Origin of the sequence: Novosphingobium sp. FKTRR1 (assembly GCF_020404405.1) — a bacterium.
GTDB lineage: Bacteria > Pseudomonadota > Alphaproteobacteria > Sphingomonadales > Sphingomonadaceae > Novosphingobium.
In genome coordinates, this window is the sequence record NZ_JAIZDA010000003.1 from 283,902 (window position 1) to 310,356 (window position 26,455).

The following is a 26,455-nucleotide window of genomic DNA, read 5'->3' on the forward strand; positions in this document are numbered from 1 at the left end:
CATGCACTTGCGCGAAAGGAAATACCCATGACCGACGCCGCCCTGCTCCGCCGGATCGAGCGGCTCGAAGCGCTCGACGCCATCCGCCAATTGCCCGCCAAGTATGCGCTGGCGCTCGATATGCGCGACATGGACGCGATGGTTTCGCTGTTCGAGCCGGAGGTGCGCGTGGGCAAGGGCGCATCGGGGCGGCAGGCGCTGCGGGCCTATATGGACCGCACCTTGCGCGCGCCGTTTACCGGCACATCGCACCATATCGGCGGCCATATCATCGAGTTCGACGCCGAGGATCGCGCGCACGGCATCGTCTATTCCAAGAACGAGCACGAGACGCCGGCGGCGGGCGGGGCGGACGAATGGGTCATCATGCAGATGATGTACGCCGACGATTACGTGCGGGTGGAGGGGCGCTGGTTTTTCGCCCGCCGCCTGCCGCTCTATTGGTATGCCACCGACCTCAACAAGCCGCCGGTCGGCCCCGCCAAGATGCGCTGGCCGGGCACCGAATGGGTCGAAGGCAATTTCCACAAGCTGTTCCCGAGCTTCGCCGAATTCTGGGCGCGCGAAGGGGATTCGGGCGCGCCAGTGGCCGAGCCGGCGCCGCTCGACCGCTTTCTGGAAACGATGCGGCGCGGGCAGGCGGCTCCGAAAGTGCAAGTCCGCGCGACGGAGTAGGATTGGGCGACGCATATCGGCGATTGCTTGGATATTTCCACTTGATATGCGGAAAAAATGCCGGGTAACCTGATGAATGGGGCCGCGCAAAGGCCCGATGGGAGACGTGCCGTGACTGCCAGCCTCGAACAGATTTCCGCACGCCTTGCCGCGCTTGAGGACAAGGAGGAAATTCGCGCGCTCAAGGCCCGGTACTTGCGCGCCTGCGATCTGAAGGATCCTGATACGGTGCGCGATTGCTTTGCGCCGGGGCCGATCCGGATTGCGTACCAGAACTTCCCCGAGTTCACCGATCGCGACGCTTTCGTGGCCGTCTATCGGGAAATGGGGTGCCAGCCGGGCGTCTATGACATCCACCATGCCACCAACTGGGAGATCGCATTGACCGGCGCGGACAGCGCCACCGGCAAGTGGTCGCTCAACTTCCGTACGATCCTGACCGGGCCGCGCCATATCGTGCGGCTCGCGGTCGAGTACGACGATACCTATTGCCGCAAGGATGGCCGCTGGTGGATTGCCGAAACCGTCAGCACGATCACCTCGATGCTGACCGAGGCGATTGCGGAGGACGGTTCAACCAGCGTGCTTGCCTTCGGCGCGGTACCGGTTGCGGCCTGAGGGCAGGTGCCCGAGGATCGGGGCCTGAGGGTCGCCATCCTCGGGCCATGGCGCGCGGTTCACAACGCCGGTTCGGTTGTCTCGACCGGCGCCTGGCGGCATCCGCGCACCACGCGTCCGGGGCTGGCGGCGGTGGCGCGATCCTGGCGGCGGATGACCTGACCGTTGCACAAAGTGGCGACGTAACCGGTCGCCGCCTGATCGAGCCGTCGTCCGCCGCCCGGCAGGTCATTCCGCACGACGGGCGCATGCAGGGTAAGGGCGGTCTGGTCGATGACGTTGATGTCGGCCTTGTATCCGGCCCGCAGCAGGCCGCGATCCTCCAGCCCGACCGCGCGCGCAGGCTTTGCCGAAAGCGCGCGCACCGCCTGCGCCAAGGACAGACGCTCGCCATCGCGGTCGCGCACCCAGTAGGTCAGCAGAAACGTGGGATAGCTGGCGTCGCAGATGGCCGCGTAATGCGCGCCGCCATCGCCCAGCCCCAGCACGGTATCGGGCCGCTGCATCAGCGGCAGCAGCGCATCGAGCCGCCCTTCGTGGAAATTGCCCAACGTGTTGAGGATCATGCCATGGCCATCGCGCGCCATCAGCAGGTCATAGGCGATCGCCTCGGGTGCCAGCCCGGCCGCACGCGCCTGCGCGCCGATGCTCGTTTCGGCGGGAGGCGCGTAGTTGGGTGGGTCGGCGAACGGGAACATCCAGTCCCAGTTGCGGGTCATCATGGCCAGCGGATGGCCGGCTTCCGGGCGCTGTGCGATCAGGCTTGCCCGGACGGCGGGATCGCGCAGGCGCTCCAGTCGGGCAGAAAGCGGCAGATCCGCGATGGCGAGATAGTCCGGGCACAGGCAGAACGCGTGCGTCGACAGTTCCCAGCCCGAGATCAGGCCGATCGGTCGCGGCAGGATCTGCGGCGCGATATGCAACCCGCGCGCGTTGGCGGCATCGACCACGGCCAGCGCCTGCTCCCATGTCGCAGCACCATGGTTCGAGGTGGCAAGCGTGAAAGTCGCCGGGCGGCCACAGCTTTCGGCCACGGCCACCAGATGCGCGACCTCGTCCTGCCAGGATGCGAACGGCGCATCGAGCACCATTTGCAAGATGCCCGTTCCCGCCTCGGTCATGGCCTCGGCAATGGCCTTGAGTTCGGCGGCATCGGCGGCATAGCTGGGGATCTGGTCCCCCGCCTTGGTGCGGTGGATCAACAGGCGCGACGTGGCAAACCCGATGGCGCCCGCGTCGATCGCCTCGCGCGCGATGGCCTTCATCCGGGCCAGATCGTCCGCGCTCGCCGCCTCGCGCGCGACGCCGCGTTCGCCCATGACGTGGACCCGCAAGGGACTGTGCGGCAACAGCGCCGCTACATCGATATCGCGGCGCCGCCGCTCCAGCGCATTCAGGTAGTCGGGGAAAGTCTCCCAGTCCCACGGCAGGCCTTGCGCCATGACCACGCCGGGAATGTCCTCCACCCCTTCCATCACGCGGATCAGGGCGTCATGATCGTCCGGGCGGCAAGGCGCGAACCCGACGCCGCAGTTGCCCAGAATTGCCGTCGTGACGCCGTGCGAGGACGAGGGGGAAAGCGTCTCGGACCAGATCGCCTGCCCGTCATAATGCGTGTGAATGTCGACGAAGCCGGGGGTGACGATCAGCCCGGTCGCATCGATCAGCTCGCTGGCTTCGCCTGCAAACGCCGGGCCGACATAGGCGATCCGGTCCGCGATGACGGCGACGTCGCCGATGAAGGGTTCATCGCCCGTACCATCGACGATCCGGCCGCCCCGGATCAGGAAGTCTGCTTTCATGCCACCGGCTCCAGCGTTTGGGAAAGCGGACCACGCCCGGCCCAGAATGCGCCTTCGCGGTCGGTGTCGACGTCGACCGCGCTGCGCACGCCCAGCGCGGCGCGCGCCTGATCCAGCGGCAGGTGGAAATGGTCTTCCAGCTTGGCAAGGAACAGCGCGTCGCTGGCTTGCCCGACGGTGATGCCGCGCTGGATGCAGTCCACCGCGGTCGGCCACACCTGCGGGTAATGCAGCAGTGTGCGCACGGTATAGCGCAGCGAGCCGAAGATCTGGATCACGCTCAGCTCCGCCGCCAGTTCGGGATTCTTGATGTATTTGAACACGTTGGTCAGCCGGTACCAATAGGGCACGAGTTCGCCCATGAAGTTGAACCCGCCGCCGGTCAGGATATGCTCGAAATCGTGGGTCTGGCCCGAGCGCAGATTGTAGAATTCAAGCTGGGTCTTTGGCGCGGTCCATGGCGTGATCTGGATTTGGTAATCGCCCTGGGTGATCCAGCGATGGAAGATTCCGCCAAGCGTTCCCGGGGCGTAGTCCTTGAAATCCGCGATCGCATATGTCGAATAGAACCCTTCCTTGAACCACGCGTCGAGCAAGGGGTTCACCCGGCGTTCGTCCTCGAACATCTGTTCGATCCGCGCGTGATCGCGCAACGATTCAAGGATCGGCAGGAATTCCCACATCTCGGCCTGTGGCGGCATGTCCGGGCCATTCTTGCGCAACAGGATCGTGGCCAGCCAATCGCGCAGGCGCGGGTTGTTCAGATATTTCGACGAGGACACGAGCACGCTGCTGGGCGTTTCGACCGGCATGACGCCGCGCGCGAGGTAGGCGATTTCACCGTCGACCATCAGCCAGATCCTTCAAGGGCGAGCGAATGCTGCAAGCCGCACGCCGCCATGCTGCAGCAATGCTGCGGCTGGGTAAAGCGTCAAGCCGGAAAGGGCGCTTAGCCGGGCAGGGCGGCATAGTCGGTATAGCCATGTTCCTCGCCGGTATAGAGGTGGGCATAGTCGGGCTTGGTCAGAGGGGCGTCCTTGCGGAAACGCGCGACCAGATCGGGGTTGGCGATGAACGGCCGGCCGAACGATGTCGCATCCGCCGCGCCGGATGCCAGCAGCGCTTCGGCCGTTGCGCGGTTCAGCCCGTTGTTGGCGATGATCGGCCCGGACCATGTGGCGCGCAGGAACCCCAGCGTGTCAAAGTCGGGCAGCGCCAAGTCGGTGACATGCAGGTATGCGCAACGCAGCGGGTCGATGGCGGCAAGAAACGCCCCGAAGGTTTCGGCAGGATCGCTCGGGTCCATCGCGTTGTAGGGGTTGCCGGGCGAGATCCGCACGCCGACGCGATCCGCGCCGATCGCCTCGGCCAGCGCCTTGACCACCATGGCGGGAAAGCGCGCGCGTCCTGCGCTATCGCCGCCGAATTCGTCCTCGCGCCGATTGCTGCCGCGATCGAGGAACTGGTTGATGAGGTATCCGGATGCGCAATGCAGTTCCACCCCGTCGATCCCGGCGGCCCTTGCGTTGCGCGCGGCCTGCGCGAATTCCCCGGCCAGCGCGGGCAATTCATCGGCCGCCAGCGCACGAGGCGCGGCACAGTCGGCGGGCACGCCGTCGGGGCCGGGCACTTTGTCGGGACAAGCGATGGCGCTGGGTGCGATCACGTCTGCGTCAAAGCCGCGATTGGCGAGCACGGCCACCCGTCCGACATGCATCAACTGGATGACGATCAGCCCCCCTTCGGCATGGACCGCTTCGGCCACTTTGGCCCAGCCGTCGATCTGTGCCTGCGAATGGAGCCCCGGCGTGCGCCAGTAACCCTTGCCCGCCGGGCTCGGCTGGGTGCCTTCGCTGACGATCAGTCCGGCGCTGGCCCGCTGGCGATAGTATTGCGCCATCAGCGCGGTCGGAACATCGCCGGGCCCGGCGCGGTCGCGTGTCATCGGTGCCATGACGATGCGGTTGGCAAGCTGCAACGCACCAAGCTGGATGCCTTGGAAAAGCAGGCTCAAGATTCGCAATCCTTATGAAATTACGCTTTCAAATCTCTATTTGCGCTATATTGTATTGGAAAATTTACGTAATGCAACAATCTCGCATGTGTCTGCGGGACTGAGCGGGGGACCGGCGATGATCGATTATCGGCTTGATGGCAAAGTGGCGCTGGTGACCGGCGGTGCGGGCGGCATCGGTCGCGCGGCAGCATTGGCATTCGCCCGGTCAGGGGCCAGCGTGCTGGTGTGCGATGTCAACGAGGACGGCGGGCGCGAGACCGTGGCGATGATCGCCGCTGCAGGGCGGGGCAAGGCGGCGTGGCAAGCCTGCGATGTCAGCAAGCCGGATGACGTCAAGGCGATGGTCGCCGCCGCCGTCGCCACTTTCGGACGGCTGGATTTTGCGTTCAACAATGCCGGGGTCAATTCGATCACGGCCAACGAATACGACGATGCGGTCTGGGCGCGCAGCATCGGCGTCAACCTGACCGGCGTGATGCTGTGCATGCGTGAAGAGGCCGAGGTCATGTTGCGGACCGGTGGCGGGGCCATCGTCAACACCGCGTCGATGAACGGTGTTGTCGGCAATCCCGCGCAACCGGCCTATACGGCGGGCAAGCATGGGGTCATCGGCCTGACGCGCCATGGCGCGCTGCGCTGGGCTTCGTCGGGGATCCGGGTAAACGCGGTGTGTCCCGGCGTGATCGACACGGCGATGAGCGCGCAGGCCGCCGCCGACCCGCAGGTGCGCAAGATGATCGAGGCGATGACTCCGGTGGGGCGCATGGGGCGTCCCGAGGAAGTGGCCGAGGCCGTCGTCTGGCTCTGTTCCGATGCGGCCAGCTTCATCACCGGCCATCCCTTGCTGATCGATGGCGGGGCGACTGCTTTTTAGGAGCGGGGGACTTCAGGAGCGGGTGACTTCAGGAGCTGGGGGCGGGCTCTGTCGGCATGCAACGCCGTTGAGGAAGATGCCGACGACCAGCTCTGCCTGTTGCTCCATTTCGGCCAATGACATCGGTGGCCCGCCAAACAGCAGGCGCCGTTGCCATTCGCCGAACGCCATGGCCACGAATTGTGTGGCCTCATCGCGAATGGTTGGCCCATCAAGCCCGTGGCGCCGCATTATCTCGACGATCGGATCGACCTGATAGCGTTCGAATTGCAGCCGGGCGATTTCGCGCACTTCGGCAAATTCTGCACCTTCACGATAAAGCAGCGCTGCAATTTGCCGACTGCGTTCTTGCGAGAGTTGACCCATTACCGCGACGACGTGCGCGATGAGTTCACCGGCCAGACCGGTGCCTTGGGCAGATTGTGCGACAAGGTCCGGCTCGCTGCTGGCACGTCGCAGCTGCGCGCTTGAAGCTTCAAGGCACGCCGCAAACAGCGCCACCTTGTCCGGATAGCGATTGTACAATGTTCGTGTCGAAATGTCCGCCTTTGCGGCGATCGTGCGCAACGAGGCGCCGCGAAACCCCCGGCTGGCAAACTCTTCAAGCGCTGCCTCGATCAGCGCGGCAGCTTTCCGTTCGGCTTCTTCGGCGTTGGGCCGACCCGCACCCTTGCGGGCCGGCATCCGACTGATCGCGTTCCCTGTCATCACCGGTTTCATCGCCGACCACGGTCATTCTGGCAAGCCGCCACAGCTCCGTTGACTAAATACACACTTTGTTGTAATTAATTCCCGGAAGGCGCCCGAGAGCGCGATTTTTCGAGGAGTCGAGGATGCAGGCCCAATTCAAAGGCGATGGCGTGACCCTGGACGAGGCCATTGGCGCGCTTGATCCCGTTGTTGCGCTGCTGTCGCTGATACAGATCACTGGCGATCGGACGCTGCTGCACACGTTTGGTCCGGCACTCGAAGGTACCCAGCACAAGCTGCGCGAGGCATTCGTCAACTTTGGCGAGCAGGAAAAGCCGAGCGAGGCTGCGGTCGAGGTGGCTGCAGAAGTGCGCAATCGGCTTAAGGTCGCGCTGCTGTCTGGCCGCCCGCCTGTCTTGACCAGTCTGGACAAGCCATTGTTCCGCGCGATGTCGCGTCTTGCGCTGGGTATCGACATTCCGGAGATGTCGGTTGATCCCGCTCTGCAGCATGCCGGCTTTGTCACGGATACGCGGGTGAGCATGCCAAAGGCTTTGCCGCCGGCCGGGTTCAAAGTGCTGGTTGTCGGGGCCGGCATGATGGGAATCAATGCAGCGGTGAAACTGCAGCAGGCCGGCTTCGATTATACGATACTCGAGCGCCTTGACGCAGTTGGCGGAAACTGGCTGGAAAACACCTATCCCGGAGCTGCCGTCGATACACCCAGCCGCGTCTATTCGTTCTCGTTCGAGCCGAATGCTGCTTGGACCAAGTACTATCCGACCGGTCCGGAATTCCTGTCTTATCTGTCACGAGTGGCTGAGAAGTACAGCGTGAACGAGCATATCCATTTCGGAACGACGGTAACCGGTGCGCAATGGGATGAGGCCCGCCAGATCTGGATCGTATCGGCAACCCGTGGCGGTGAAGCGGTAACCTATGAAGCCAACGAACTGATCATGGCAGTAGGGCCGAACAATGCGCCCAACTATCCAGACGTCAAAAATCTGGATTCCTTCAAGGGTGCGGTGATTCACGGTGCCCGCTGGGACCATTCGGTCGATCTGGCCGGCAAGAAGGTCGTGCTGGTCGGCACTGGCTGTTCAGGGGTGCAGATCGCCACGGCCCTGGCCGACAAGGTCGGGGAAATGGTCATTATCCAGCGCCAGCCGGAACACATCATTCCCAACCCGACTGCCCACGATCCGGTCGATCCGCTGGAAATCTGGCAGATGGAGAACATTCCGTTCGTGGTGCAATGGAAGCGCCTGCAAAGCCTTGCCAGTGCGCTGGGCGACATGCACGGCATGGTCATGAAGGACGCGGAATACGCGGCAAAGACCGGCGGTTTTGGTCCGATCAATGACGCGATGCGGCAGATGTGCCGCAGCTATCTGGAAAGCCATTTCCCGGATGATCCGGAAATGCAGGCCCTGTTGTGGCCGACCTATCCTGTTTTCTCCAAGCGTCCGATCCTCGACTGCGGATTTTACAACACGCTGAAAAAGCCCAATGTCCGTATTGTGCGCGGTGCGATGGCGGAAGCTTTTGACGGCGGCATCATCCTCGCTGACGGCACGCGCATCGAATGCGATGCAATCCTGCTGGCAACCGGTTACAAACTGCATTTCGGGCGGCAGTTCGACATCAGGGGGCGCAACGGCAAGACGCTGAAGGATGAGTTCGATCCTTACCCCTATTCCTACGAGGGTATGCTGATCCCCGGATTTCCCAATTTCGTGTTCATGGGGGCGCCGTACAGCTATCTGGTCGCCAATCACGCCGTGGTGAGCGAACAGCAGGTCCATTATGTGATCGAACTGCTGCAATGGATGGTCAACGAAGGCCTGTCTTCGGTCGATGTGACCGCAGCGGCTACGCGCGCCTTTGTCGATGAGATGGATGCTGGTCTGGCCAATTCGGCGTGGGTCCAGTGCGGCGATGCTCATGGCTATTACCGCGACAAGGGGGCGAAGGTGATCCTGGCGGTGCCCCGCCATAACTCGCACATCTGGCACGTCACCCGGTCACCACGGATTGGCGACTTCGCGGTCGTCCGCTCCGCCGGTGCTCATCCTGCCAGTGAGCCGGAACTCACCTTGTTGACGATCTGAGGGCGGCTGCCGCGATGGCGCCGGTTTCACCGGATTACTTCTCAAATAGAACAATGCGTTGGGAGAGCAATTGATGGCCAGCCAGATACCCAGTGCCAAGGCACTCGACACCGATTTCATGTTCACCAAGCTGCTTGTAAGCGACCTCGACGCGGCAACGGCGTTTTACGCGTCGGTGGTCGGTCTGATCGAGATGCACCGGGTCGAAGCGGTGATCGATGCGCGTCCGGTGACAGAAGTCATCTATCTGCCGACTTATCCGGGCGGGCCGATGTTCATTCTGGCGCGGTTTCACGATGTGGCTCATCCCGCCACGGCGGAGCTTATCATGGGCTTTGCGACCCAAGACCTTGACGCGTTCGTGACGCGAGCGCTCGCGGCGGGTGGCAAACTGATCGAGGCGGCCCGCGAACTTCCGGAAGCCAGCATGCGTGTCGCTTTCGTGGCCGATACCGAAGGGCACGTTCTGCAAGTGACGCAGATGCTCGGTTGATCCCTGATTTATCTGTCGGCCGATCAGCGGCCTGCGCAGGAAGGATAAGCGCTGTGATTGCAGATACATTGACCCTGCTTTCGGGGCAAAGATACCGGGTGAAAGATGGCTCAACTGCGTCTGTCAGTCAACGGTCCGATGGCTCGGGCTCTCGTGTTGCAGAGCTGCCCGGCGGTGCGGTGGTCGTCTGCGCGCAGATCGGCGGCAAAGACGGACGGATCAGGATCAGTGCCCCTGCGGGCTGGGTGGAGGGGGCCGTTCTGGAGAACGCGCCACGGGCGCCCTCGCTGAAACCCGATTTCGCGACATTTCAGCAGCGCCATCGCGAGGTTAGGCCCGGCGATGCTTACGGGCTGGAATTTCCCTTTTCGCTGGCGATGCTGGAGGAATTCGGGCCCGACTTTCTGACAAAGGCCTTTCATGCATCCGGTGTGCTGGCCGCCGACAACCGCGTTACTGCCATTCTGTCGACCAAGCCGATCGAGGTCAAAGGGGCATCGGAAAACGCCCTGGTGACGATCACCTACGCCAAGGACGATCCGACGATCGAGACCGAGCTGTTCATCAAGATGCCACCGGCAGATGTTGAGCGCAAATTCGGTCTGGCTGGCATGTCGCACGGCGAAGTCGAGATCGCGCGGCTTTCGCAAACGGGCAAGGTGCCAGTCGACACAGCGCCATACTACTTTGCCGACTACTGCACCGATACCGCCAACTACATTCTTATCACGGGCAAAATTGCCTTTGGTGTAGCGCCGATCGAACCAGCCCATCACAAAGGCTACGATTTTCTGGTTCCCGAGGCTGGTGATCACTATCGGGTGCTGACGCAGGCGCTGGCAAAGCTGGTGGCGGCACACAAGACCGGGGCGATGGGGCATGAGGTCGAGGAGATTTTCCCCTATGCGCGGGCTGCGCGCGATTTCTGGCCATCGCCGGATTCGGCTGCAAAGATCGATCGCCTGGTTGATTTTATCGGCCGCATTGCCCCGCAACTGTTCGTTGCCGAGGGCACCGATGCCGATTTTCTGAACCGTTGGCGGGACGATCTCCAGTTCGGTCTGGCGCACAAGGATGCGCTTAACGCCTATCTGCATGCCGACCCGGATTATACCGGATTGTGCCATTCGAACCTGAACATCGATAATGCCTGGTATTGGCGCGATGGCGATGGCCAGTTGCAAGTCGGTCTGCTCGATTGGGGCGGGGCAGGGCAGATGAGCATCGGTCAGGCGCTTAGCAGCATGCTGATGATGCCCGAACCGGAAGCCTACATTCAACTGGTTCACGATACGATTGCGACGTTCATCGCTGAATATCACGCAGCAGGCGGCATCGCGCTCGATCCAGATACTTTGCGGTTCCACTACAAGGCATCGGTTTTTTCGACCGCGATCTGGATAATCGTCGATTACGTCACGGATATGCTCTTCCAGTTTTCGGAAGACGACTACGCCAGCATGAAAGACCGTTTTGACGAGCGACTGACCTCAACCGGATTGTACAGTGCGGTCATCTGGATCGACAACATGCTGCGCGACTGGCTCGACGACCCGACACCGGGCGCGGTGAGCCGCCGTATTGTCGGGCAGCTTCAGATTGCCGCCTGATACCTCCACCCGCTCGTTCCGCATGATGTTCTGACCGGAGAGACCTGCCATGATCCATCAACTTGCAGAAAACTTTCGCCCCGTTGCTCCGCCACAACTGATCGATGATGCCTACAGCGCCGACCAGCATGCCCGTTTGCTCAAGACTGTCCGCGACAATGGGCCTTGGCCGTTGATCATGGCGGAGAATTTCAGCACGCCCGAAGAGGTCGTGGCCACGCTGTCCGGCTCGTTGCCAGAAGGCGTAAAGCTGACGTGGGACATGATCGGGCTGAATCCGGTATTTCGCGGCTACCTTGGCCGTGGGGGCGTGTGCCTCTACCCCGAACTGGAGGACTGCTACTACAACTCGCGGTTTCTTGAATTGGTGCGCAATTACTGGGGTTGCCAGTATGCTGAGCCTGAGACCTTCCTGTTCAATATTCAGGGGCCCACGCCGATTGGCGGGCCGCCCCATCTCGATGGTACGGTGTTCCGCGGCCTGACCATGGACAATGCGCCATTGTGGCTCCTGCTGACAATGGCCAAGTCGTGCCTGTTTGATCGGTGGCGTTCGAAGAAAGGGCAGGTGATTGCCTGGTACTACAACGGCAAGGTCGGCGGCGGCTTCAACTGCTGGCCCAACGGCCCGAGCGGCGAACCGCTGCAGATCAACGCGCCGATGTGGGGCAAGGCCGTGGTGGTGGAAAACGAGATGATGTTCCACCACGGGCAGGCGACCGGTCCGGTCGCTCAGCGTAAGCCGCAGGGCATGGACATTACCACCACATTCGGTGCCGATCCTGACGATCCGACAGGCTGGCAACTGGAAACCTTCGGCAAGGTCAACCAGAAGGTTCCGTCGCAGGAAATGCGCTTTCTTGTGCATTGGGGCGCACGCCTGTTCAAGGACATGGCGGACCTGAAGCGGACGTACGAACATACTGACGACATCACCGCAGAAATGGCGATCAATATCCTGATCGATGACATGAAAAAGCGCGGCGTGCAGTTTGAGGTTCCGACTGACCCCCTGCATGACAATGCCTTTGTCGGAGTTCTGGCGCAGGCCTACAATATCGGCGGGCCAGTCAATATTCCGCCAGATGCCGTGGAACAGGCCGCCAGAACCTGAATTTTTGGGAGTTGTCGTCGATGGCCGCGCTTTCCTTCGCTTTTGCCAAACTTATAGTCGGCGATTTATCTGCGCTGGAGGAATTTTACACAGGTGCACTCGGGTTCGTGGTAACGACGCGCATCGCCGTGGATACTGGCGATGCGCCATTGCGCGAGTTGTTCTTTGCTCTGCCAGGTAAAGTTAAGGCCGATTTCGCGCTCATCGAATACTTGGGCAAGCCAGTGCCTGTTGAGGGAGAAGCGCTGCTGTCGTTCATGGTCGCAGACCTTGAAGCATCGATCGCAGCGGTAGAAGCGCATGGCGGGCGCGATCTGTCCGGCGTGATCGAGGCTCCCGATTGGCAGATGCGCCTTGCGTTCGTGGCCGATGCGGGCGGACACCGGATTGAATTGATGCAGGGGACCGGTGACCGCGACCGCGATTGAGCGGGTGTGTCACGCCGCCTGGTTCTGAGGCAAGTGGGGCTTTGATGCGGGTTGAATAAATCTGGACGACTTTCGGCTTTTCACCGTATCGTACGACATCGATTGGTTTTTCTGCGGGAGTTCGATTGGATGGCGTTGCGCAATATGGTGGCCATCCTGGCATTGGCGTGCGGTTTCGTCGGCGGTGGTCAGATCGCCAGCGCACGCGAAGCCGTCGCTGGCGCAACGTTGACGGTCGACTCCACCGTCGGCGAACTGCTCGCAAACCCGGCGGCGCTTGCGGTGCTGCGTGAACAAGTGCCGCTTTTGGCCGATAACCCGCAAATCCGTTCGGCTGCAAATCTGCCGCTTCGTGAGATTGCCCAATATGCGCCGACTTTGTTGACCGAGGCGACATTGGCCAGGATCAACACGGCGCTGGCCAAGGCGCCCGGTGCCACTGGCGGTGCCAGACCAACTGTCGCGTCCGCGCCGCGCGATCCGCGCGATGCCCTGACCCTCAGGACGGTGCCGCTGTGGGATGGCCCCGCTCCCGGCGCGCTCGGTTCGGGGGTGCAGGATGTGCCGACCCTGACCATCGTCACGCCGGGTGAGACGACGTCGTTCGGCACGGCGGTGGTTGTCGCACCGGGCGGCGGGTATCAGATGCTCGCCACCGCCTTGGAGGGGCGGCAGGTGGCCGACTGGTTTGCCGCGCACGGCGTGACCGCGTTTGTCCTGCGTTACCGGCTCACTCCGTCCGGGTATGTCCACCCCACGCAGTTGCTCGACGCAAAGCGCGCGATCCGTTGGGTCAGGGCGCATGCCGCGGACTACGGAGTCGACCCGGCCCGGATCGGCATGATCGGTTTTTCGGCTGGCGGGCATCTGACCGCGATGGCCGAAACCCGGTTCGATGCGGGCGATCCCGTGGCCGCCGATCCGGTGGAGCGCGTCAGCAGCCGCCCCGATTTCGCGGTGCTGGGCTATGCGGCGATCGACCTGCCCAGCAATCACTGGAATGCGAATGTCCTGAGCGGGGAAAAGCCGACGCCAGCAACCCTGTCTGAAATCAGGCCCGCCGAGCATGTGCGCAGCGATACGCCGCCGACGTTCCTGTGGGCGACAACGGCCGATCAGGTGGTGCCGCCGACCAACGCGACCTTGATGTACAACGCCCTCGTAGCGGCCAAAGTGCCTGCCGAACTGCACATCTTTGCCAATGGCCGCCACGGCATGGGGCTGGGCATGACCGATCCGGCGCTGAGCGTCTGGCCGACTTTGCTGCAGAACTGGCTGGAAGGACTGGGCATGATCGGCGCCAAAACGGGTACGCGCCAATAGTTGGCGGATCAGGCGCCGGTTCTGCTGCGCCGGTTCTGTTGTGCAAGTTCTGTCGTAGCGGTCAGATACCCGGCTGTTCTGCCGGAATGTGCACCACCAGCCCGTCAAGCTCCTCACCCAATTGCACCTGACAGGACAGGCGGCTGTTCGGGCGAATGTCCACCCCGTCAATCGCCTCAAGCATCGTGCGCTCATCATCCGGCGCAGAGCCCACGCGGTCGAGCCATTCGTCTGCGATGTAGCAATGGCAGGTGGCGCATTGCATCATCCCGCCGCACAAGGCGTCGATCCCGTCGACAAGGTTGCCGACGGCAAGGTGCATCAGCGTCATCCCTTCGAAGTTGACGCATGTGCGGCTGGTGCCGTCGGGCTGGACATAGGTGACTTTGGCCATCGGTTTCCCGCAGTTCAGGCTTGGCTATGCGCCGGGCAACCCGCCGCCTGGGCGAGCGCGGCGATATCCGCGCCGGTGCTGCCATCGAGCTTCCGCTTGCGATAGCGGACGCGGCATGGTTGCGCGGGCCAATACGTGCCAGCCCCGGCGATCGGCTTTACTTCGTCGAGCAATTCCATGTCGTAATGCTGGATCAGCACAGTCAGCAGCACCTTCATTTCCATGCGCGCAAAGTTCACCCCGGCGCAGCGATGCACCCCGCCGCCAAAGCCGATCAGCGAGTTGCTTTCGATCTGGGCATCGGGATTGGCCGGATTGAACCGCTCGGGATCGTAAGCATCGGGATTGCGGAAGGTTTCCTCCATCCGGTGGCTGACCGAAGGGGCGAGAAGCACGAAGTCACCCTTGCGGATCTGGTAGCCTTCGCGCTGGATATCGGCGTTCGCCTTGCGGCTGAGCATGAAGGCCACCGGGTGCAAGCGCTCGGTCTCGCGCAGGGCGAGGTCCATCTTCTCCATGGCGACGGCCTGTGCCCAGCTCAGATCGTGGCCATCGCTGCCACCGATGACCGTAGCCAGTTCGTCGCGGATGACCTGCAGGTAAGTCGGGCTTTGCAGCAGGTCGGCCAGCGCCCAGCTCACCTGGCCAGCGGTGGTTTCATGCCCCGCCCATACCAGCAGCAGGATCAGGTGGCGGATGATCTCGTCAGCCACCGGACGGCCATCGGGATAGCGCGTTTCGATCATGGTCTGGAAGAAGTCGGGCGGGTCGAGCGGCGCGGCGCGGCGCTTGTCGATCCATGATTGCAGGATCACATGCAGCTTCTTCTTGGCCCGCTGGCTCTTGATCATCTTGGGCGTCGGCAGCCACAGCGGCAGCACGAATTCCATGCCGCCCGAAAAATCGCGGAACAAGTCGAAGAACTGGTGGCCAAGCTGATCGTGGAACTCGCGCCCCATGAAACTGTGCGCGGCGATATCCATCACCACCGGCCCGAGCGTGGGGATCAGGTCGAATTCGCCCGCATCGCCCAGCCGCGCGACAAGGTTCAGCGACTCCTCGGCCATGATCGGCACGTACTGCTTCATCGAAGCCGCCTTGAAGCGTGGCATGATGATGGCCCGCTGGCGCAAGTACTCGTCCATTTCGGCAAACGAGTAAAAATCGGGCGAGAACATCTTGAGGAAGAACGGCATCGATTCGCGGATCGACAGCAGTTTGTCGGTTTCCTCGAAAAAGAAGCGGTTGTGTTCGGGGCCCAACATCACGTTCATGCGGCGGCCCATCATGTTCAGCGCGAACAGCTTGCCGCGCGTGCGGTAGCCGCGCTTGAGCACGGCGACAGGGTCGCGGAAGAATTGCGCCAGATGCCCGATCAGTGGTGCCGCGCCATCGAGCAACGGAAGTGCTGCGCTTGCCATGGCCTGTCTCCCCGCGGCCGACCTCGTTGATGCGGGTCGGACGCGGCGACATGGTATTCCCGACGATCGCAAGCGTCACGCCGGGTCGGCAAAATCGGATCAATTCACGATCCCTGAAGGATCATGTAATGAGCGATCAGGCGCTTTGGGTCGCCGGGGAAAAGTCGAACTGGCTGGTGGGCAGCACGTCGATTCGGGAAAAGTCGATGAACCCGGCGCAACTGTCGTTCATCGCTGCAAGATTGGCCTCGAACTTGGCCGGATCGCCGATCGCGTCGAAGAAGACGGCAGGATCGACCATCGCCTCCAGCGGAAAGCACTCCTCGACGAATGCGTCATAGGCAGGTGCATCGTCGGTCAGCGGGTGGACGATCAGGTTCTGGACATATTCGAAGTTCGTCTGGGTATCGATCGCCACGCGGGTGTGGTGCCCGTGCCAGTGCGCGATGGCAGCGGCGCGCGTCATGTCCGCGCGGAACGAGATGAAGCTCGCCTGGCTCCATCCGGGCGTCCGCTGTCCGGCCTGCGCGGGGTGCGCTGTGTTGGCGATGATCGTCGATTCACACACCAGCCATGCGGCAAACCGGGCGCTTGCCCGCCCGAGCAGCGCGTCGATTTCACCCCGGAAGCGGGCGTTGGCCGAGGGCAGCCAGAACTGCACGACCGCGTCCTGCTGCGGGGCCTGCCATTGCTGCACCAGCGCATCGGCATCCGCCACCACGGCGTCGCGCAAGTTGAGGCGGATGCCGCTCGCGCCCGCCCCGGCGAGTGCGGCGGGTAGACTTTGCAACAGCCGGCTGCCGAAGTCCGCACGGCTTTCACCCGCAGGCGCCCACAAGGCTGCGATCACCTTTTCCATCAGTTCGCTCCTGCCTGATCAGTCGAAGTTTGCCTGGCCACCGTCGAGCGGAATCGTCGCGCCCGTCAGATAGCCCATGTCCGGTCCGCACAGCGCGACAAGCGCCCGCCCGATATCCTCCTCAAGCTTGCCGATCCGGCCAAGCGGGATGGTGCGGAAGAATGCCTCAGCCTCGTCCGGGTTGTTTTCGACCCACCATTTCAGACCCGGCGATTCGGCGTGCGGCGCGATCGTCAGCACGCGGATGCCTTCGCGGCCCCATTCCGCAGCGGCCGCGCGGGTGAGCGCGCGAATGCCCTGCTTGACCGCAGCATAGGCGCCGTATCCGCTCATGTCCCAGCGAATTCCGGCCGACGAACAGAAGTTGAAGATCGTGCCGCCGCCGCGCGCGGACAGATGCGGCCGGACCAGCTTCATCAGGCGCAAGGTGGCAAGCGGACCGGATTCGAAGCCTGCGGTGAATGCCTCGTCGGTCACGTCGTCGAGCATGCCCAGCGGTACTTCCTGCGCGTTGTTGACCAGCACATCGATGCCGCCGAATTCGTTGACGGTGCTGGCGACTGCCGCCGCAAGATCGTCGGCCGATCTGACGTTGCAGGCAAGGGCGAGCGCCCGGCCGCCGCGTGCGGTGACAAGCCGCGCGGTCTCCTCGACCTTCTCCACCGTGCGGCCCGCAACGGCGACAACCGCACCGGCGGCCGCCATGGCAAGGGCGGTTCCTTGCCCGATCCCTTGCCCGGCACCGGTGATCAGCGCTACTTTGCCGCCAAGCGCGGATGAATCGCCAGCCATGTCGCTCTCCCATGTGTTCGTAATTAATTTGCCTTCATATTACGCATGGAGTTGACATTGTGGCAAGTGTGGCCGCAACTTGCGTTGGAATTCGGGAGAAAGGATATTCCGGCAGGGTGGTGGCGCCGCCGCAGCCCGTCGGGATGATCCAAGAGCAGGATGCACATGAACGATAACCGGGGCGATAACTGGGACAAGACGGTCGACGTGGTGGTCGTCGGGTCGGGCGCGGGCGGTCTGCTGACCGGGCTGATCGCGGCGCACAACCGGGCCGACGTGCTGATCGTGGAAAAGGACAAGCTGTGGGGCGGCACTTCGGCCACCTCGGGCGGCGGCATCTGGATACCCGGAAGCGATCAGGCAAAGGCGGCAGGGTTTGAGGACAACCTCGACGATGCGTTCCGCTATGTCCGCGCCTTGTCGGCCGACAACGTGCCCGACGCCAATATCCGCGCCTATGTCGACAATGCTGCGGCGATGCTGCGCTGGGTAACGGCGAACGCCAAGGTCGTTTACACCGCGCAGCCTTATCCCGATTATCACGCAGAGAATCCCGGCGGTTCGGCCACCGGGTTTCGCACGCATCTGCCCGAACTGTTCGATGGCAAGCTGCTGGGCGATGATCTCAAGACGCAGCGCTTCCCGTCGCCAGCGGCCAGCCTGTTCGGCTACCTCAACTGGACTTTCGCCGAAACCTACGAATTGCTCTACCGGACCAAGGGCTGGCTCGGGCACCTGGCCGGCAACATGGCCAAATACTGGCTCGACTGGCCGTTCCGGTTCAGCTCGCGCAAGGATCGCCGCCTCACGCTCGGCAACGCGCTGACCGGCGGGCTGCGGCTGGCGCTGAAGGAGGCCAATGTGCCGCTGTGGCTGTCCACGCCGATGCAGGAACTGGTGCGCGATGGCACGGGGCGGGTCATCGGAATCGTCGTGCAGCGCGATGGCAAGCCGCTGCGGATCGCCGCGCGCAAGGGCGTGGTGCTGGCAGCGGGCGGGTTCGACAAGAATCAGGCGATGCGCGATGCCAATGCGCCGCTCTATCGCAGCGCCCAGCGCTCGGGCGGGGTAACCAGCAATACCGGCGATTCGATCCGCGCGGGCAAGGCAATCGGCGCTGGCACGATGAACCTGCAATCGGCATGGGCGGCGCCGGTGTTCTATGTTCCGGGCGAGGATCGCGGACGACTGGTGACGATCGAGCGCGCCTTGCCGGGGTGCATCATGGTCAACCAGAAGGGGCAGCGCTATCTCAACGAAGCGGCGTCCTATCACATCGTCGGCCAGCAAATGGCCCGGCGCGAGCTGGAACATGGCGACGCTTCGCCCAGTTGGATGGTGTTCGATGCGCGCTATCGCAACCAGTTCCCGATGGGGCCGCTGCTGCCGCTTGTCCCCGACTGGATGCAGGCGCGCGGCGTTCGCGCGATCCTGAAGAAGGGGCGCACGATCGCCGAACTGGCCGCTGCCATGAAGGTCGATCCGGCCACGCTCAGCGTCACCGTGGCCCGCTTCAATGCCGGTGCGGCCACAGGCAATGACCCGGACTTCCGCCGGGGCGAGGCAGCCTATGACAAGATGTACGGCGACTATCGCCACCAGCCAAACCCGTGCCTGCGCCCGCTTACCGACGGACCGTTCTATGCGATGCCGATCTATCCGGGCGATATCGGCACCAATGGCGGACTGACGACCAACGCCAAGGCGCAAGTGGTCGATGGCGATGGCGCAGTCATTCCGGGGCTTTATGCCGTCGGCAACAACGCGGCCTCGGCCATGGGCGAAAGCTATCCGGGCGCAGGCGTCACCATCGGACCGGCGATGACCTTTGGCTACATCGCCGCGCGCGATCTCACCGGGGCCAACGATTGAGGCGATCGATGGTGGATGATGCGACGATAGACCGGGTAGACGCGCCGCCGGGGGGCGAAGACCTGCTGACCTTGCTTCACCGTGGGCCACTGGAAACGCCCCCCTGGCAGGCCTTTCTGTCGCGGTTGCAGAGCCACGTCGGGGCCGAATTCTGCGGCATGTTCTTTCGTCAGGGCGACGCGCATATCACGGATTCGACCGAGATTTCGGCGGGCGATCCCCAACTTGAAGATCTGATGCCGCAGTACAAGGCGGGCTTTCACGCGCTTGATCCGGTACCCTATGACAGCCTTGCCCCCGGTCGGGTCCATGCGCTCGGCGAATTCATCGAGCCGGGCAACCCGCTGCACGCGCGCTATTTGCACGAGTTCCTGATCCCCGGTCGGCGCCAGTTCCAGCGGATCATGCGCGTGACCGCTCCGGGCGGCTACAACGCCGTGCTGGTGATCTGGCGTGGCGAAACCGACTTTTCCGGCGATGTCGATGCGCTGCTCGCCGGGTTTGCGCCGCATCTGGCGATCTCGCTGCAACTCTATTCGGTGATCGAGCGCGAGCGTGTTCACGCCGGAATCTGCGGAGAGGCGGTGCGGCGGCTCAATTTTGGCTGGCTGCGGCTCGATGCGCGCGGGCATGTGCTGGATCGCGATGCGCAGGCCGACCACCTGCTGCGCCACGGCGATGCCTTGCGGATGGGCCCTGGCGGCCGGTTGCAGTTGCGCTCGGCTGAGGCATCGCGCCGCCTGAACGAGGCGTTGCGCGACTTTGCCAGCGATCCGCTGGCGCGACCGCGCGCGGTGCGGCTGTCTGACGAGCCTTGGCTGGACATGTTGCTGCGCCCGGCAGGCGACCACGTGCTGTCCGGTCCGGCCCGGCCTGTGGTCACCGCCTACCTCCATGGCGATCGCCAGACCGGGGTAAGCCGGATCGACCAGTTCGTGCACTTGTTCGGCCTGACCGCGAGCGAGGCGCGGCTGGCGCTGGCGATCACGCGGGGCCGCACGATTGCCGAAGCCGCCGCCGAACTCGGCATCAGCGAACAGACGGCGCGGGGCTATTCGAAGATCGCTTACGGCAAGACCGGGGCGCGTGGTCAGGCAGACCTTGTGCGCATCTTGCTGACCAGCGCGGCCAGTCTGGCCTGAGCGCGCTTACGAACCAAGACCAACCGAGGCAGAGGATACAAACGACATGATGTTCAAGGGCAAGGTCGCACTGGTCACCGGCGGCGGTTCGGGGATCGGTGCGATGGCCGCGCAGCGGCTCGCAGCCGAGGGCGCGCAGGTGGCGGTCGTGGACATCAACCTTGCCGGAGCGCAGGCCATCGCCGCGCGGATCGAGGCGTCGGGCGGCGTAGCCATCGCGCTGGCCGCCGACGTATCGCAGGCGGCCGACAATGCGCAGGCCTTTGACGCGGCCGCGCAAGCCTTCGGCGGGCTGGATGTGGCCTTCCTGAATGCGGGCGTGCTGCAGCCCTATGTGCCGTTCGACGCCGTGACCGAGGACGTGTTCGACCGGTTGGTCGCCATCAATCTGAAGGGCGCGTTCCTGGGCTTGCAGCAGGCGCATCGCCATTTGCGCGCCGGGGGCGCCGCCGTGGTCACGGCCTCTGCCGCTGCCGTCATCGGGTTTGCCGATGCCGCCGCCTATTCCGCGTCGAAGCACGGCGTGCTGGGCCTGGTCCGATCGGCCGCGCGGGACTTTTCCAAAAAGGGCCTGCGGGTCAACGCGATCTGCCCCGGTGGCGTCTCCACCCCGCTGATCGGCGCGAGCCCCAGCCTCGACATCGTGTCTCCCGGTCAACTGGCGCTGCCGCCCTATCAGGGCCTGCTCGATCCCCAGCAGGTTGCCGAAGTGGCGCTGTTCCTGCTCTCGCCTTCCGCGGTTGGCGTGAACGGGCAGGCGCAACTGGTCGATGCCGCATTGCTCTCCGCCTTCCCGGAAGGAAGCGTTTGACAACGCGACCGTGGGTCAAACAGCGGCGCCGCCAAAATGGCTTCTTGGATGCGCATTGCGTCAGAAAAATGCGATGATGTCATGAATTTGCGTAGATAGTTCTTGCCCGGTCTGGCGTTGTGGCTGAAACTTCCCCGAATGACTTGCAGATGTGACGTGGGGCACAGGTCCAGCGCACCGACGGGAAGGGGATGACATGGCGGACAATCGCGCCGGAAAGGTCGTGCGCATCGGGGGCGCCAGCGGGGCGCTCAACGACAGCGCCATCGCGGTTCCCGGATTGCTGACCGTCCCCGACCTCGATTATCTGGCATTCGACTATCTGGGCGAAGGCGCGATGGGCCTGTTTCGCCGGATGAAGCTGGCCGATCCCGCCTCGGGCTTTCTGCCCGATTTCGTCGATATCCACGTCGGCCCGTTCCTTGCGGAGTTGAAAGCGCGCAACATTCGCGTGATTGCCAACGCGGGTGGCATGAACCCCGCAGGACTGGCCGAGCTGATCCGCGCGCGCGGACGCGAGCTTGGTCTGGACTTGCGCATTGCCACCGTGACCGGCGACGATGTCGAGCATCTGGTGCCGGAACTGCGCGCCGAGGGTCTGCGCGACATGTACAACACCATGCCGCTGCCCGGCGGCGATCTTGGCATACATGCCTACCTTGGCGCGTTCCCGATCGCGCGGGCGCTCGATGCGGGGGCGGACATGGTCATCACCGGGCGTGTGGTCGATTCCGCGCTGATTCTGGGGCCGTTGATCCACGAATTCGGCTGGACCGCGCAAGACCATGACCTGCTCGCCGCTGGCACGGTGGCGGGTCACTTGCTCGAATGCGGCGCACAAGCCACCGGCGGCACGTTTACCGACTGGCAGGATGTGCCGGACTGGGCGAACATCGGCTTTCCCGTGGGCGAATGCCACGCCGATGGCAGCATGATCATCACCAAGCCCGACGGAACCGGCGGTCTTGTCACGGTCGGCACGATCGCCGAGCAATTGCTCTACGAATTGGGCGATCCGCAAGCCTACATCGTCCCCGATGTGGTCTGCGACTTCAGCGGCGTGACGCTGGAGCAAGTCGGCGAAAATCGGGTCAGGGTGAGCGGTGCCAAAGGCTATCCGGCGACCGATTCTTTAAAGGTTTGCGCAACTTACGATGCCGGTTGGCGGTCGGTCGCGCTGATCCCGGTGACCGGCATCGACGCCGTGGCAAAGGCCCAACGGCAGGCGGCTGCCTTGCTCGAACGGACGGGCAGAATGCTCGACGAACGCGGCTGGGGTGGATGGAGCACGACGCACGTCGAGGTGATCGGCACCGAAACCGCCTATGGCCCGCGTGCTCAGGCGCTGTTCCCGCGTGAAGTGCTGCTCAAGATCGTCGTCGACCACCAAAGTCCGGCCGCCTGCGCGCTGTTCGGGCGCGAACAGACGACCGCGATCATGAACATGGCGGTGGGAACGTCGATCGCGCCGATCATTGCGGCCCCGCGCGCTTTCCCGCTCACCGGCATGTTCTTTGGCCTGATCGCGCGCGATCGCGCCACCGCGCAGGTACGGATCGAGGGGGATGACGTGTCTTTTGTCGATCCGGTGACTGCCGGTTTCGCGTCCGACCTGATCAGCAGACCATCGCGACCAGCGCCGGTTGAGGCCGGGTCGGTCGAAGTCCCGCTGATCCGGCTGGCTTGGGCGCGCAGTGGCGACAAGGGGCGGCTGTTCAACGTTGCGGTGATCGCGCGGCAACCCGCCTTTCTCCCGTTCATCCGCGCGGTCTTGACCGAGCAAGCCGTCGCCGACTGGTACCGGCATCTGTTCGACGATCCCGCTTATGCCCGGGTCGAGGCCTGGGACGTGCCGGGATGCCACGCCATCAACTTCGTGGCGCACGATGCACAAGGCGGCGGGATCAATCTGTCGCCGCGCTTTGATGCGGCGGCCAAAAGCATGGCGCAGCACTTGCTGGAAATGCCCGTCCGAATTCCGGCGGATATGGCTCGCGCGCTGATTTGAGAGGAGACGACGACCATGGCAGACGATCTTCCGTACCTCGCGCGCGGTGCCCGGCCGATGACGACCGACAGCACCGGTCTGATCAGTTCCTCTGCGTATCTCAACGAACCGCGCCTGCGCGACTGGCTGGCCACCGCGTTCCTGCGCAAGAGCGGCAAGGACACGCCGACCACGCTCGATGCGCACAAGCTTTACGGCATTCTGGCCGACTTGTTCGATGTCGATCGGATCGAGGCCCTGTTCACGCAAGAACGCGCGCGCTGGCCCGAACTTGACCGCTGGTTCGTCGAGGGGTTCTCGTCAAGTTTCACGGTGGATGAGCTTCTGGCGAATCCGCCGGGCTCGCTTGGCCATATCTTCGGCACGTATCTGCGGGCCAACGGGTTCGAGATCGATATCGTTCCCCGGTTCGAGCCAAAGAATCAGTTCCAGTACTTCTCGCTGCGCAGCGGCCAGACGCACGATCTTGAACACATCGTCTGTGGCGGCGGCTTCGATATTATCGGTGAGCTGGTGCCCTATTTCGGGCGGCTGAGCAATTTACCCCGCTTCCTCGATGCCGAACTTGTCGGGCTGATCAATCCGGGCCAGTTGCTGGGAGCGCTGCGGCTGATTTCGCGAACAGGCCTGCACTATCACCAGTCATTTCCGACGGTGCTGCGCGCGATGCGCTGCGGTATGGATGTGGGGGAACAGTCCGGCCCCTATTTCATGGCCAAGTACGAGGACGTGTTCCATATGCCGCTCGCCGAGGCAAGGGCTGCGCTTGGCATTGTCGGCGCCAACGATCTGGACAGCAGCGAGGCATCGCTCGCTTGGCCGGAATATACCTGAACGCCCGGATATACCTGAATGACCGGATATTCTTGAAAACAGGCCAGCCCCCGCCGCCCATGGTTGGCGGGGGCTGGCACCGGATCAAAGCGTCAAACCGATTTCCACGCCATAAGTGCGGCCGCGGTCATACGTGCCGGTGAACAACAACACCGGAGCGCCGAACGCGATGTAACGCTTGTCGAGCAGGTTTTCACCGAACACCGACACCGAGACCTTGCTGCTGCCAAGATGCAGGTCAGCCAGACCCAACCGACCGTTTACCAGCCAGTAAGACGGCTGCTTGTTCTGGTCTTCGAGCACAGGCTGGCCGTTCAGGATGTTTCTGAGCGGGGTGGAGGTCAGATAGTACGAGCTGCGATACCGCCCCTCGATCGTGGCGGTCACATGCGCCCCGCCATTGGTCAGTTCGGGCGAATTGTAGACCGCAGCCGCGCGCGCGGTGTATTTCGAAAAGTAGGTCGGGCGCGCGAACGATGCCACATCGACATTGTTGAGGATGAACTGCTTGTAGTTGAAATCGGTGTAGGCGATGCTCCCGCTCAACGTCAGGCCGCGCACAGGCACGATTTCGGTCTCAGCCTCGATACCCTTGATCTTGGCCTTGCCCGCGTTGTCGAAGAATTGCCGCCCGTTGATGAAGTTCTGGGTCTGCAGATCCTTGTAGTCATTGTAATAGGCCGACACGTTCAAACGCACGCGGTTGTCAAGGAACTGGGTCTTTGCACCAAGTTCATACGACGTCAGGTTCTCCGGCCGATAGGGTATGCCGCTGAGAATGCCGCCCGAGACATAGCCGGTCGCCACTTTGGCGAAAAGCGTGGTCTGGTCGGTCGGGCGCCAAGTGGCGATGCCGGTATAGGTCAGCTTCTTGTATTCGGCATAGTAATCCCCGACCCCGAGCGAGCCACCTTGCGCGCCCGAGATCGCCGAGATCAGCAGGTTGCGCTTGTCGATCGTGCCGCGCAGACCGGCGGTCAGATCGATCTGATCGGTCACGTGCCAGGTCAACTGGCCATACCCGGCGTAGGACGTGTTGCGCCCCACGGTGCGGGTGAGCCCGCTGCCGAAAACCGAGTCAAAGAAGCTTGGCACCACGGTTGCCGACGGCGTCGGCTCCAGAATGCCAAGCACTTCGGTGCCGGGCGCACGCTCGTGGAAATAGAACAGGCCGGCGGTGAGCTGATAGGCCGGGCCAGACAACTGGAGCTGCAGTTCCTGGCTGAACTGGGTCTGACTGGTTGCACGGGCGGTCAGCAGCGGGAAAAAGTAATCGTTCGGCCCCGGCACGTTGGCCGGATTGAACAACGCAGCCTGAATCTGCTGCGGCGTCAGGCCCGGCGTGATCAGCGCGCCCAGTTGCTGGAAGGTAAAGCGCAAGCCACCGGCGGCACCGAGGTCAAAGATGACCGGATCCTGCCTGAATTTGCGATAGGCCGTGATCGACTTGATCGTGAAGTGGTCGTTGGCCTGATACGTCAGTGTCAGGCTGTGCCCCTGGGTGACGGTGTGCTCCATGCTGGTCGCCGCCGCAGCCGCGTTCAGCGGACCAGTCACGTTATAATTGGTGATGCCGCCAAAATACGGCTGCAATGCGACGATCGGTGCGAGCAACTGCCCCGATGCGTCAGGGATCACGCCGAGGTTCTGCATGGCGCGGCCCGAGGCGCGGCTGTCGGTGTAATCGAACCGGTAATCAGCGACGAGCTTGCCGAAGTCGCCGCGCAAGGCAACCTGGCCACCATTGACCCGCCGTTCGCCCAGTCTGGGCGCGTATTGCTGCGTACCGAACTCAGCCGCGCGCGGCGCGATGTTCAGCGACTTGCCGGCCAGAAGGTTGTCGACATCGCCACGGATCTCGTCGTGCAGGAAGGACAGGCGAACCGAGAGCGGGCCGAAGGCGGGCAGGTCCATCGAAAACTTGCCGCGCAAGGCATCGAAATTGCCATACGAACCCGTCGCCCGCAGGCCCCATTCGCCCTTGGGCGCGGCTGTCGTCACGCTGATCGCGCCCGACGTGGCATTGCGGCCGAACAGCGTGCCCTGCGGCCCGCGCAAGACTTCGATGCGCTGGATATCGCCGAAATCGAGCAATGAACCGACCGCGCGGCCGATGTAGACCCCGTCGATGTAAATGCCGACCTTGGGGTCGACCGAATTGCTCGACGTGCCCGACGATACGCCGCGGATGATGATGGTCGGGTTGGACTGGATGCCTTGCGTGTTGATCTGCAGGCTTGGTGCCAGCCCGGCCAGATTGCGCACGCTGGTCACGCGCAGGTTTTCAAGTTGTGCGCCGCTGAGTGCGCTGACTGCGACAGGTACCTTTTGCAGGCTTTCCTCGCGCCGTTGTGCGGTCACGATGATTTCCTGCACTTGCGCGTCATTGATGACGGTCGAACCCGACTGCGGCGGTGCCGCGGCTGCATCGGCTTCGGCGCAAGCGGGCGTTGCCAACAACGCGCCGAGCGCCAGCGTTGTGGTGTGCAGCAGGCCCTTCGACGATTTTGTCAGTTTCATGATCTTCTCTCCCGTTTTGTTTTCGTTGACCATTCTTGTTGCAG

23 protein-coding genes are annotated in these 26,455 nt (G+C 63.2%); 14 read left to right on the plus strand and 9 right to left on the minus strand.

Annotated features, from left to right (window positions below):
- Positions 1–27 precede the first annotated feature (27 nt).
- Both LDN95_RS04980 and LDN95_RS04985 read left to right on the plus strand, forming a co-directional pair.
- Positions 28–675, plus strand: a complete 648-nt coding sequence (locus LDN95_RS04980) for a nuclear transport factor 2 family protein (protein WP_226016539.1) — start codon at positions 28–30, stop codon at positions 673–675.
- A gap of 111 nt (positions 676–786) precedes the next feature.
- A complete protein-coding gene (locus LDN95_RS04985; protein ID WP_226016540.1) occupies positions 787–1,293 on the plus strand; it encodes a nuclear transport factor 2 family protein in 507 nt (168 codons plus the stop codon).
- A 59-nt stretch (positions 1,294–1,352) separates the two neighbouring features.
- Here the strand turns inward: LDN95_RS04985 and LDN95_RS04990 are convergent, their stop codons facing one another.
- The 3 genes from LDN95_RS04990 to LDN95_RS05000 form a co-directional block, all read right to left on the minus strand.
- A complete protein-coding gene (locus LDN95_RS04990) occupies positions 1,353–3,095 on the minus strand; it encodes an amidohydrolase family protein (protein ID WP_226016541.1) in 1,743 nt (580 codons plus the stop codon).
- Positions 3,092–3,946, minus strand: a complete 855-nt coding sequence (locus tag LDN95_RS04995; protein WP_226016542.1) for a Coq4 family protein — start codon at positions 3,944–3,946, stop codon at positions 3,092–3,094. The genes LDN95_RS04990 and LDN95_RS04995 overlap by 4 nt, the downstream gene beginning before the upstream one ends.
- A 98-nt stretch (positions 3,947–4,044) precedes the next feature.
- On the minus strand, positions 4,045–5,109 hold the full coding sequence (locus LDN95_RS05000; protein ID WP_226016543.1) for an alkene reductase: 1,065 nt from the start codon (positions 5,107–5,109) through the stop codon (positions 4,045–4,047).
- Positions 5,110–5,227: 118 nt separating this feature from the next.
- On the opposite strand from LDN95_RS05000, the gene LDN95_RS05005 reads away from it, so the two are divergent.
- Complete coding sequence (locus LDN95_RS05005; RefSeq protein WP_226016544.1) at positions 5,228–5,986, plus strand: glucose 1-dehydrogenase; 759 nt, start codon at positions 5,228–5,230, stop codon at positions 5,984–5,986.
- A 12-nt stretch (positions 5,987–5,998) separates the two neighbouring features.
- Here the strand turns inward: LDN95_RS05005 and LDN95_RS05010 are convergent, their stop codons facing one another.
- A complete protein-coding gene (locus LDN95_RS05010; RefSeq protein ID WP_226016545.1) occupies positions 5,999–6,694 on the minus strand; it encodes a TetR/AcrR family transcriptional regulator in 696 nt (231 codons plus the stop codon).
- 419 nt (positions 6,695–7,113) lie between these two features.
- Here LDN95_RS05010 and LDN95_RS05015 point away from each other — a divergent pair, with 419 nt between their 5' ends.
- From LDN95_RS05015 to LDN95_RS05040, 6 genes are all read left to right on the plus strand, one after another.
- Positions 7,114–8,790: an NAD(P)/FAD-dependent oxidoreductase gene (locus LDN95_RS05015; RefSeq protein WP_226016546.1), complete on the plus strand. Its 1,677-nt coding sequence runs from the start codon at positions 7,114–7,116 to the stop codon at positions 8,788–8,790.
- Between the two features lie 73 nt (positions 8,791–8,863).
- Positions 8,864–9,283 carry a VOC family protein gene (locus tag LDN95_RS05020; RefSeq protein WP_226016547.1) on the plus strand — a complete coding sequence of 140 codons (420 nt, stop codon included), beginning with the start codon at positions 8,864–8,866 and terminating at the stop codon, positions 9,281–9,283.
- Positions 9,284–9,351: 68 nt separating this feature from the next.
- A complete protein-coding gene (locus LDN95_RS05025; RefSeq protein ID WP_226016548.1) occupies positions 9,352–10,893 on the plus strand; it encodes a hypothetical protein in 1,542 nt (513 codons plus the stop codon).
- A 49-nt stretch (positions 10,894–10,942) separates the two neighbouring features.
- Entirely contained in the window at positions 10,943–12,007 is a 1,065-nt protein-coding gene (locus LDN95_RS05030; protein ID WP_226016549.1) for a hypothetical protein, read from the plus strand.
- A gap of 20 nt (positions 12,008–12,027) precedes the next feature.
- Positions 12,028–12,435 carry a VOC family protein gene (locus LDN95_RS05035; protein ID WP_226016550.1) on the plus strand — a complete coding sequence of 136 codons (408 nt, stop codon included), beginning with the start codon at positions 12,028–12,030 and terminating at the stop codon, positions 12,433–12,435.
- Between the two features lie 129 nt (positions 12,436–12,564).
- Entirely contained in the window at positions 12,565–13,758 is a 1,194-nt protein-coding gene (locus LDN95_RS05040) for an alpha/beta hydrolase (protein ID WP_226016551.1), read from the plus strand.
- A 61-nt stretch (positions 13,759–13,819) separates the two neighbouring features.
- On the opposite strand, the gene LDN95_RS05045 is transcribed toward LDN95_RS05040, so the two are convergent.
- The 4 genes from LDN95_RS05045 to LDN95_RS05060 all read right to left on the minus strand — a co-directional run bounded on the left by LDN95_RS05045 (position 13,820) and on the right by LDN95_RS05060 (position 17,224).
- Complete coding sequence (locus tag LDN95_RS05045) at positions 13,820–14,152, minus strand: 2Fe-2S iron-sulfur cluster-binding protein (RefSeq protein ID WP_226016552.1); 333 nt, start codon at positions 14,150–14,152, stop codon at positions 13,820–13,822.
- Positions 14,153–14,166: 14 nt separating this feature from the next.
- Positions 14,167–15,573, minus strand: a complete 1,407-nt coding sequence (locus tag LDN95_RS05050; protein ID WP_226016553.1) for a cytochrome P450 — start codon at positions 15,571–15,573, stop codon at positions 14,167–14,169.
- A gap of 136 nt (positions 15,574–15,709) precedes the next feature.
- On the minus strand, positions 15,710–16,432 hold the full coding sequence (locus tag LDN95_RS05055) for an EthD domain-containing protein (RefSeq protein WP_226016554.1): 723 nt from the start codon (positions 16,430–16,432) through the stop codon (positions 15,710–15,712).
- Positions 16,433–16,450: 18 nt separating this feature from the next.
- Positions 16,451–17,224, minus strand: a complete 774-nt coding sequence (locus LDN95_RS05060) for an SDR family NAD(P)-dependent oxidoreductase (RefSeq protein ID WP_226016555.1) — start codon at positions 17,222–17,224, stop codon at positions 16,451–16,453.
- Between the two features lie 165 nt (positions 17,225–17,389).
- On the opposite strand from LDN95_RS05060, the gene LDN95_RS05065 reads away from it, so the two are divergent.
- The 5 genes from LDN95_RS05065 (at position 17,390) to LDN95_RS05085 (ending at position 23,891) form a co-directional block, all read left to right on the plus strand.
- Positions 17,390–19,096, plus strand: coding sequence for an FAD-dependent oxidoreductase (locus tag LDN95_RS05065; RefSeq protein ID WP_226016556.1), 1,707 nt, complete (start codon positions 17,390–17,392; stop codon positions 19,094–19,096).
- Positions 19,097–19,104: 8 nt separating this feature from the next.
- A complete protein-coding gene (locus LDN95_RS05070) occupies positions 19,105–20,238 on the plus strand; it encodes a helix-turn-helix transcriptional regulator (protein WP_226016557.1) in 1,134 nt (377 codons plus the stop codon).
- A gap of 46 nt (positions 20,239–20,284) precedes the next feature.
- Entirely contained in the window at positions 20,285–21,049 is a 765-nt protein-coding gene (locus LDN95_RS05075) for an SDR family NAD(P)-dependent oxidoreductase (RefSeq protein ID WP_226016558.1), read from the plus strand.
- 196 nt (positions 21,050–21,245) lie between these two features.
- Positions 21,246–23,057 carry an acyclic terpene utilization AtuA family protein gene (locus tag LDN95_RS05080; protein ID WP_226016559.1) on the plus strand — a complete coding sequence of 604 codons (1,812 nt, stop codon included), beginning with the start codon at positions 21,246–21,248 and terminating at the stop codon, positions 23,055–23,057.
- A 15-nt stretch (positions 23,058–23,072) separates the two neighbouring features.
- Positions 23,073–23,891, plus strand: a complete 819-nt coding sequence (locus LDN95_RS05085) for a Coq4 family protein (protein WP_226016560.1) — start codon at positions 23,073–23,075, stop codon at positions 23,889–23,891.
- Between the two features lie 84 nt (positions 23,892–23,975).
- Here the strand turns inward: LDN95_RS05085 and LDN95_RS05090 are convergent, their stop codons facing one another.
- On the minus strand, positions 23,976–26,411 hold the full coding sequence (locus LDN95_RS05090; protein ID WP_226016561.1) for a TonB-dependent receptor: 2,436 nt from the start codon (positions 26,409–26,411) through the stop codon (positions 23,976–23,978).
- Positions 26,412–26,455 lie beyond the last annotated feature (44 nt).

What these genes read in the sequence shown, in the direction of transcription:
- LDN95_RS05005 (WP_226016544.1), top strand. Translation starts at nt 5,228, where the DNA reads ATGATCGATTATCGGCTTGATGGCAAAGTGGCGCTGGTGACCGGCGGT.
- LDN95_RS04980 (WP_226016539.1), top strand. Translation starts at nt 28, where the DNA reads ATGACCGACGCCGCCCTGCTCCGCCGGATCGAGCGGCTCGAAGCGCTC.
- LDN95_RS05075 (WP_226016558.1), top strand. Translation starts at nt 20,285, where the DNA reads ATGATGTTCAAGGGCAAGGTCGCACTGGTCACCGGCGGCGGTTCGGGG.
- LDN95_RS05040 (WP_226016551.1), top strand. Translation starts at nt 12,565, where the DNA reads ATGGCGTTGCGCAATATGGTGGCCATCCTGGCATTGGCGTGCGGTTTC.
- LDN95_RS05080 (WP_226016559.1), top strand. Translation starts at nt 21,246, where the DNA reads ATGGCGGACAATCGCGCCGGAAAGGTCGTGCGCATCGGGGGCGCCAGC.
- LDN95_RS05065 (WP_226016556.1), top strand. Translation starts at nt 17,390, where the DNA reads ATGAACGATAACCGGGGCGATAACTGGGACAAGACGGTCGACGTGGTG.
- LDN95_RS05020 (WP_226016547.1), top strand. Translation starts at nt 8,864, where the DNA reads ATGGCCAGCCAGATACCCAGTGCCAAGGCACTCGACACCGATTTCATG.
- LDN95_RS05010 (WP_226016545.1), bottom strand. Translation starts at nt 6,694, where the DNA reads ATGACAGGGAACGCGATCAGTCGGATGCCGGCCCGCAAGGGTGCGGGT.
- LDN95_RS05035 (WP_226016550.1), top strand. Translation starts at nt 12,028, where the DNA reads ATGGCCGCGCTTTCCTTCGCTTTTGCCAAACTTATAGTCGGCGATTTA.
- LDN95_RS05055 (WP_226016554.1), bottom strand. Translation starts at nt 16,432, where the DNA reads ATGGAAAAGGTGATCGCAGCCTTGTGGGCGCCTGCGGGTGAAAGCCGT.
- LDN95_RS05060 (WP_226016555.1), bottom strand. Translation starts at nt 17,224, where the DNA reads ATGGCTGGCGATTCATCCGCGCTTGGCGGCAAAGTAGCGCTGATCACC.
- LDN95_RS04995 (WP_226016542.1), bottom strand. Translation starts at nt 3,946, where the DNA reads ATGGTCGACGGTGAAATCGCCTACCTCGCGCGCGGCGTCATGCCGGTC.
- LDN95_RS05030 (WP_226016549.1), top strand. Translation starts at nt 10,943, where the DNA reads ATGATCCATCAACTTGCAGAAAACTTTCGCCCCGTTGCTCCGCCACAA.
- LDN95_RS05045 (WP_226016552.1), bottom strand. Translation starts at nt 14,152, where the DNA reads ATGGCCAAAGTCACCTATGTCCAGCCCGACGGCACCAGCCGCACATGC.
- LDN95_RS05050 (WP_226016553.1), bottom strand. Translation starts at nt 15,573, where the DNA reads ATGGCAAGCGCAGCACTTCCGTTGCTCGATGGCGCGGCACCACTGATC.
- LDN95_RS05070 (WP_226016557.1), top strand. Translation starts at nt 19,105, where the DNA reads ATGGTGGATGATGCGACGATAGACCGGGTAGACGCGCCGCCGGGGGGC.
- LDN95_RS05090 (WP_226016561.1), bottom strand. Translation starts at nt 26,411, where the DNA reads ATGAAACTGACAAAATCGTCGAAGGGCCTGCTGCACACCACAACGCTG.
- LDN95_RS04990 (WP_226016541.1), bottom strand. Translation starts at nt 3,095, where the DNA reads ATGAAAGCAGACTTCCTGATCCGGGGCGGCCGGATCGTCGATGGTACG.
- LDN95_RS05085 (WP_226016560.1), top strand. Translation starts at nt 23,073, where the DNA reads ATGGCAGACGATCTTCCGTACCTCGCGCGCGGTGCCCGGCCGATGACG.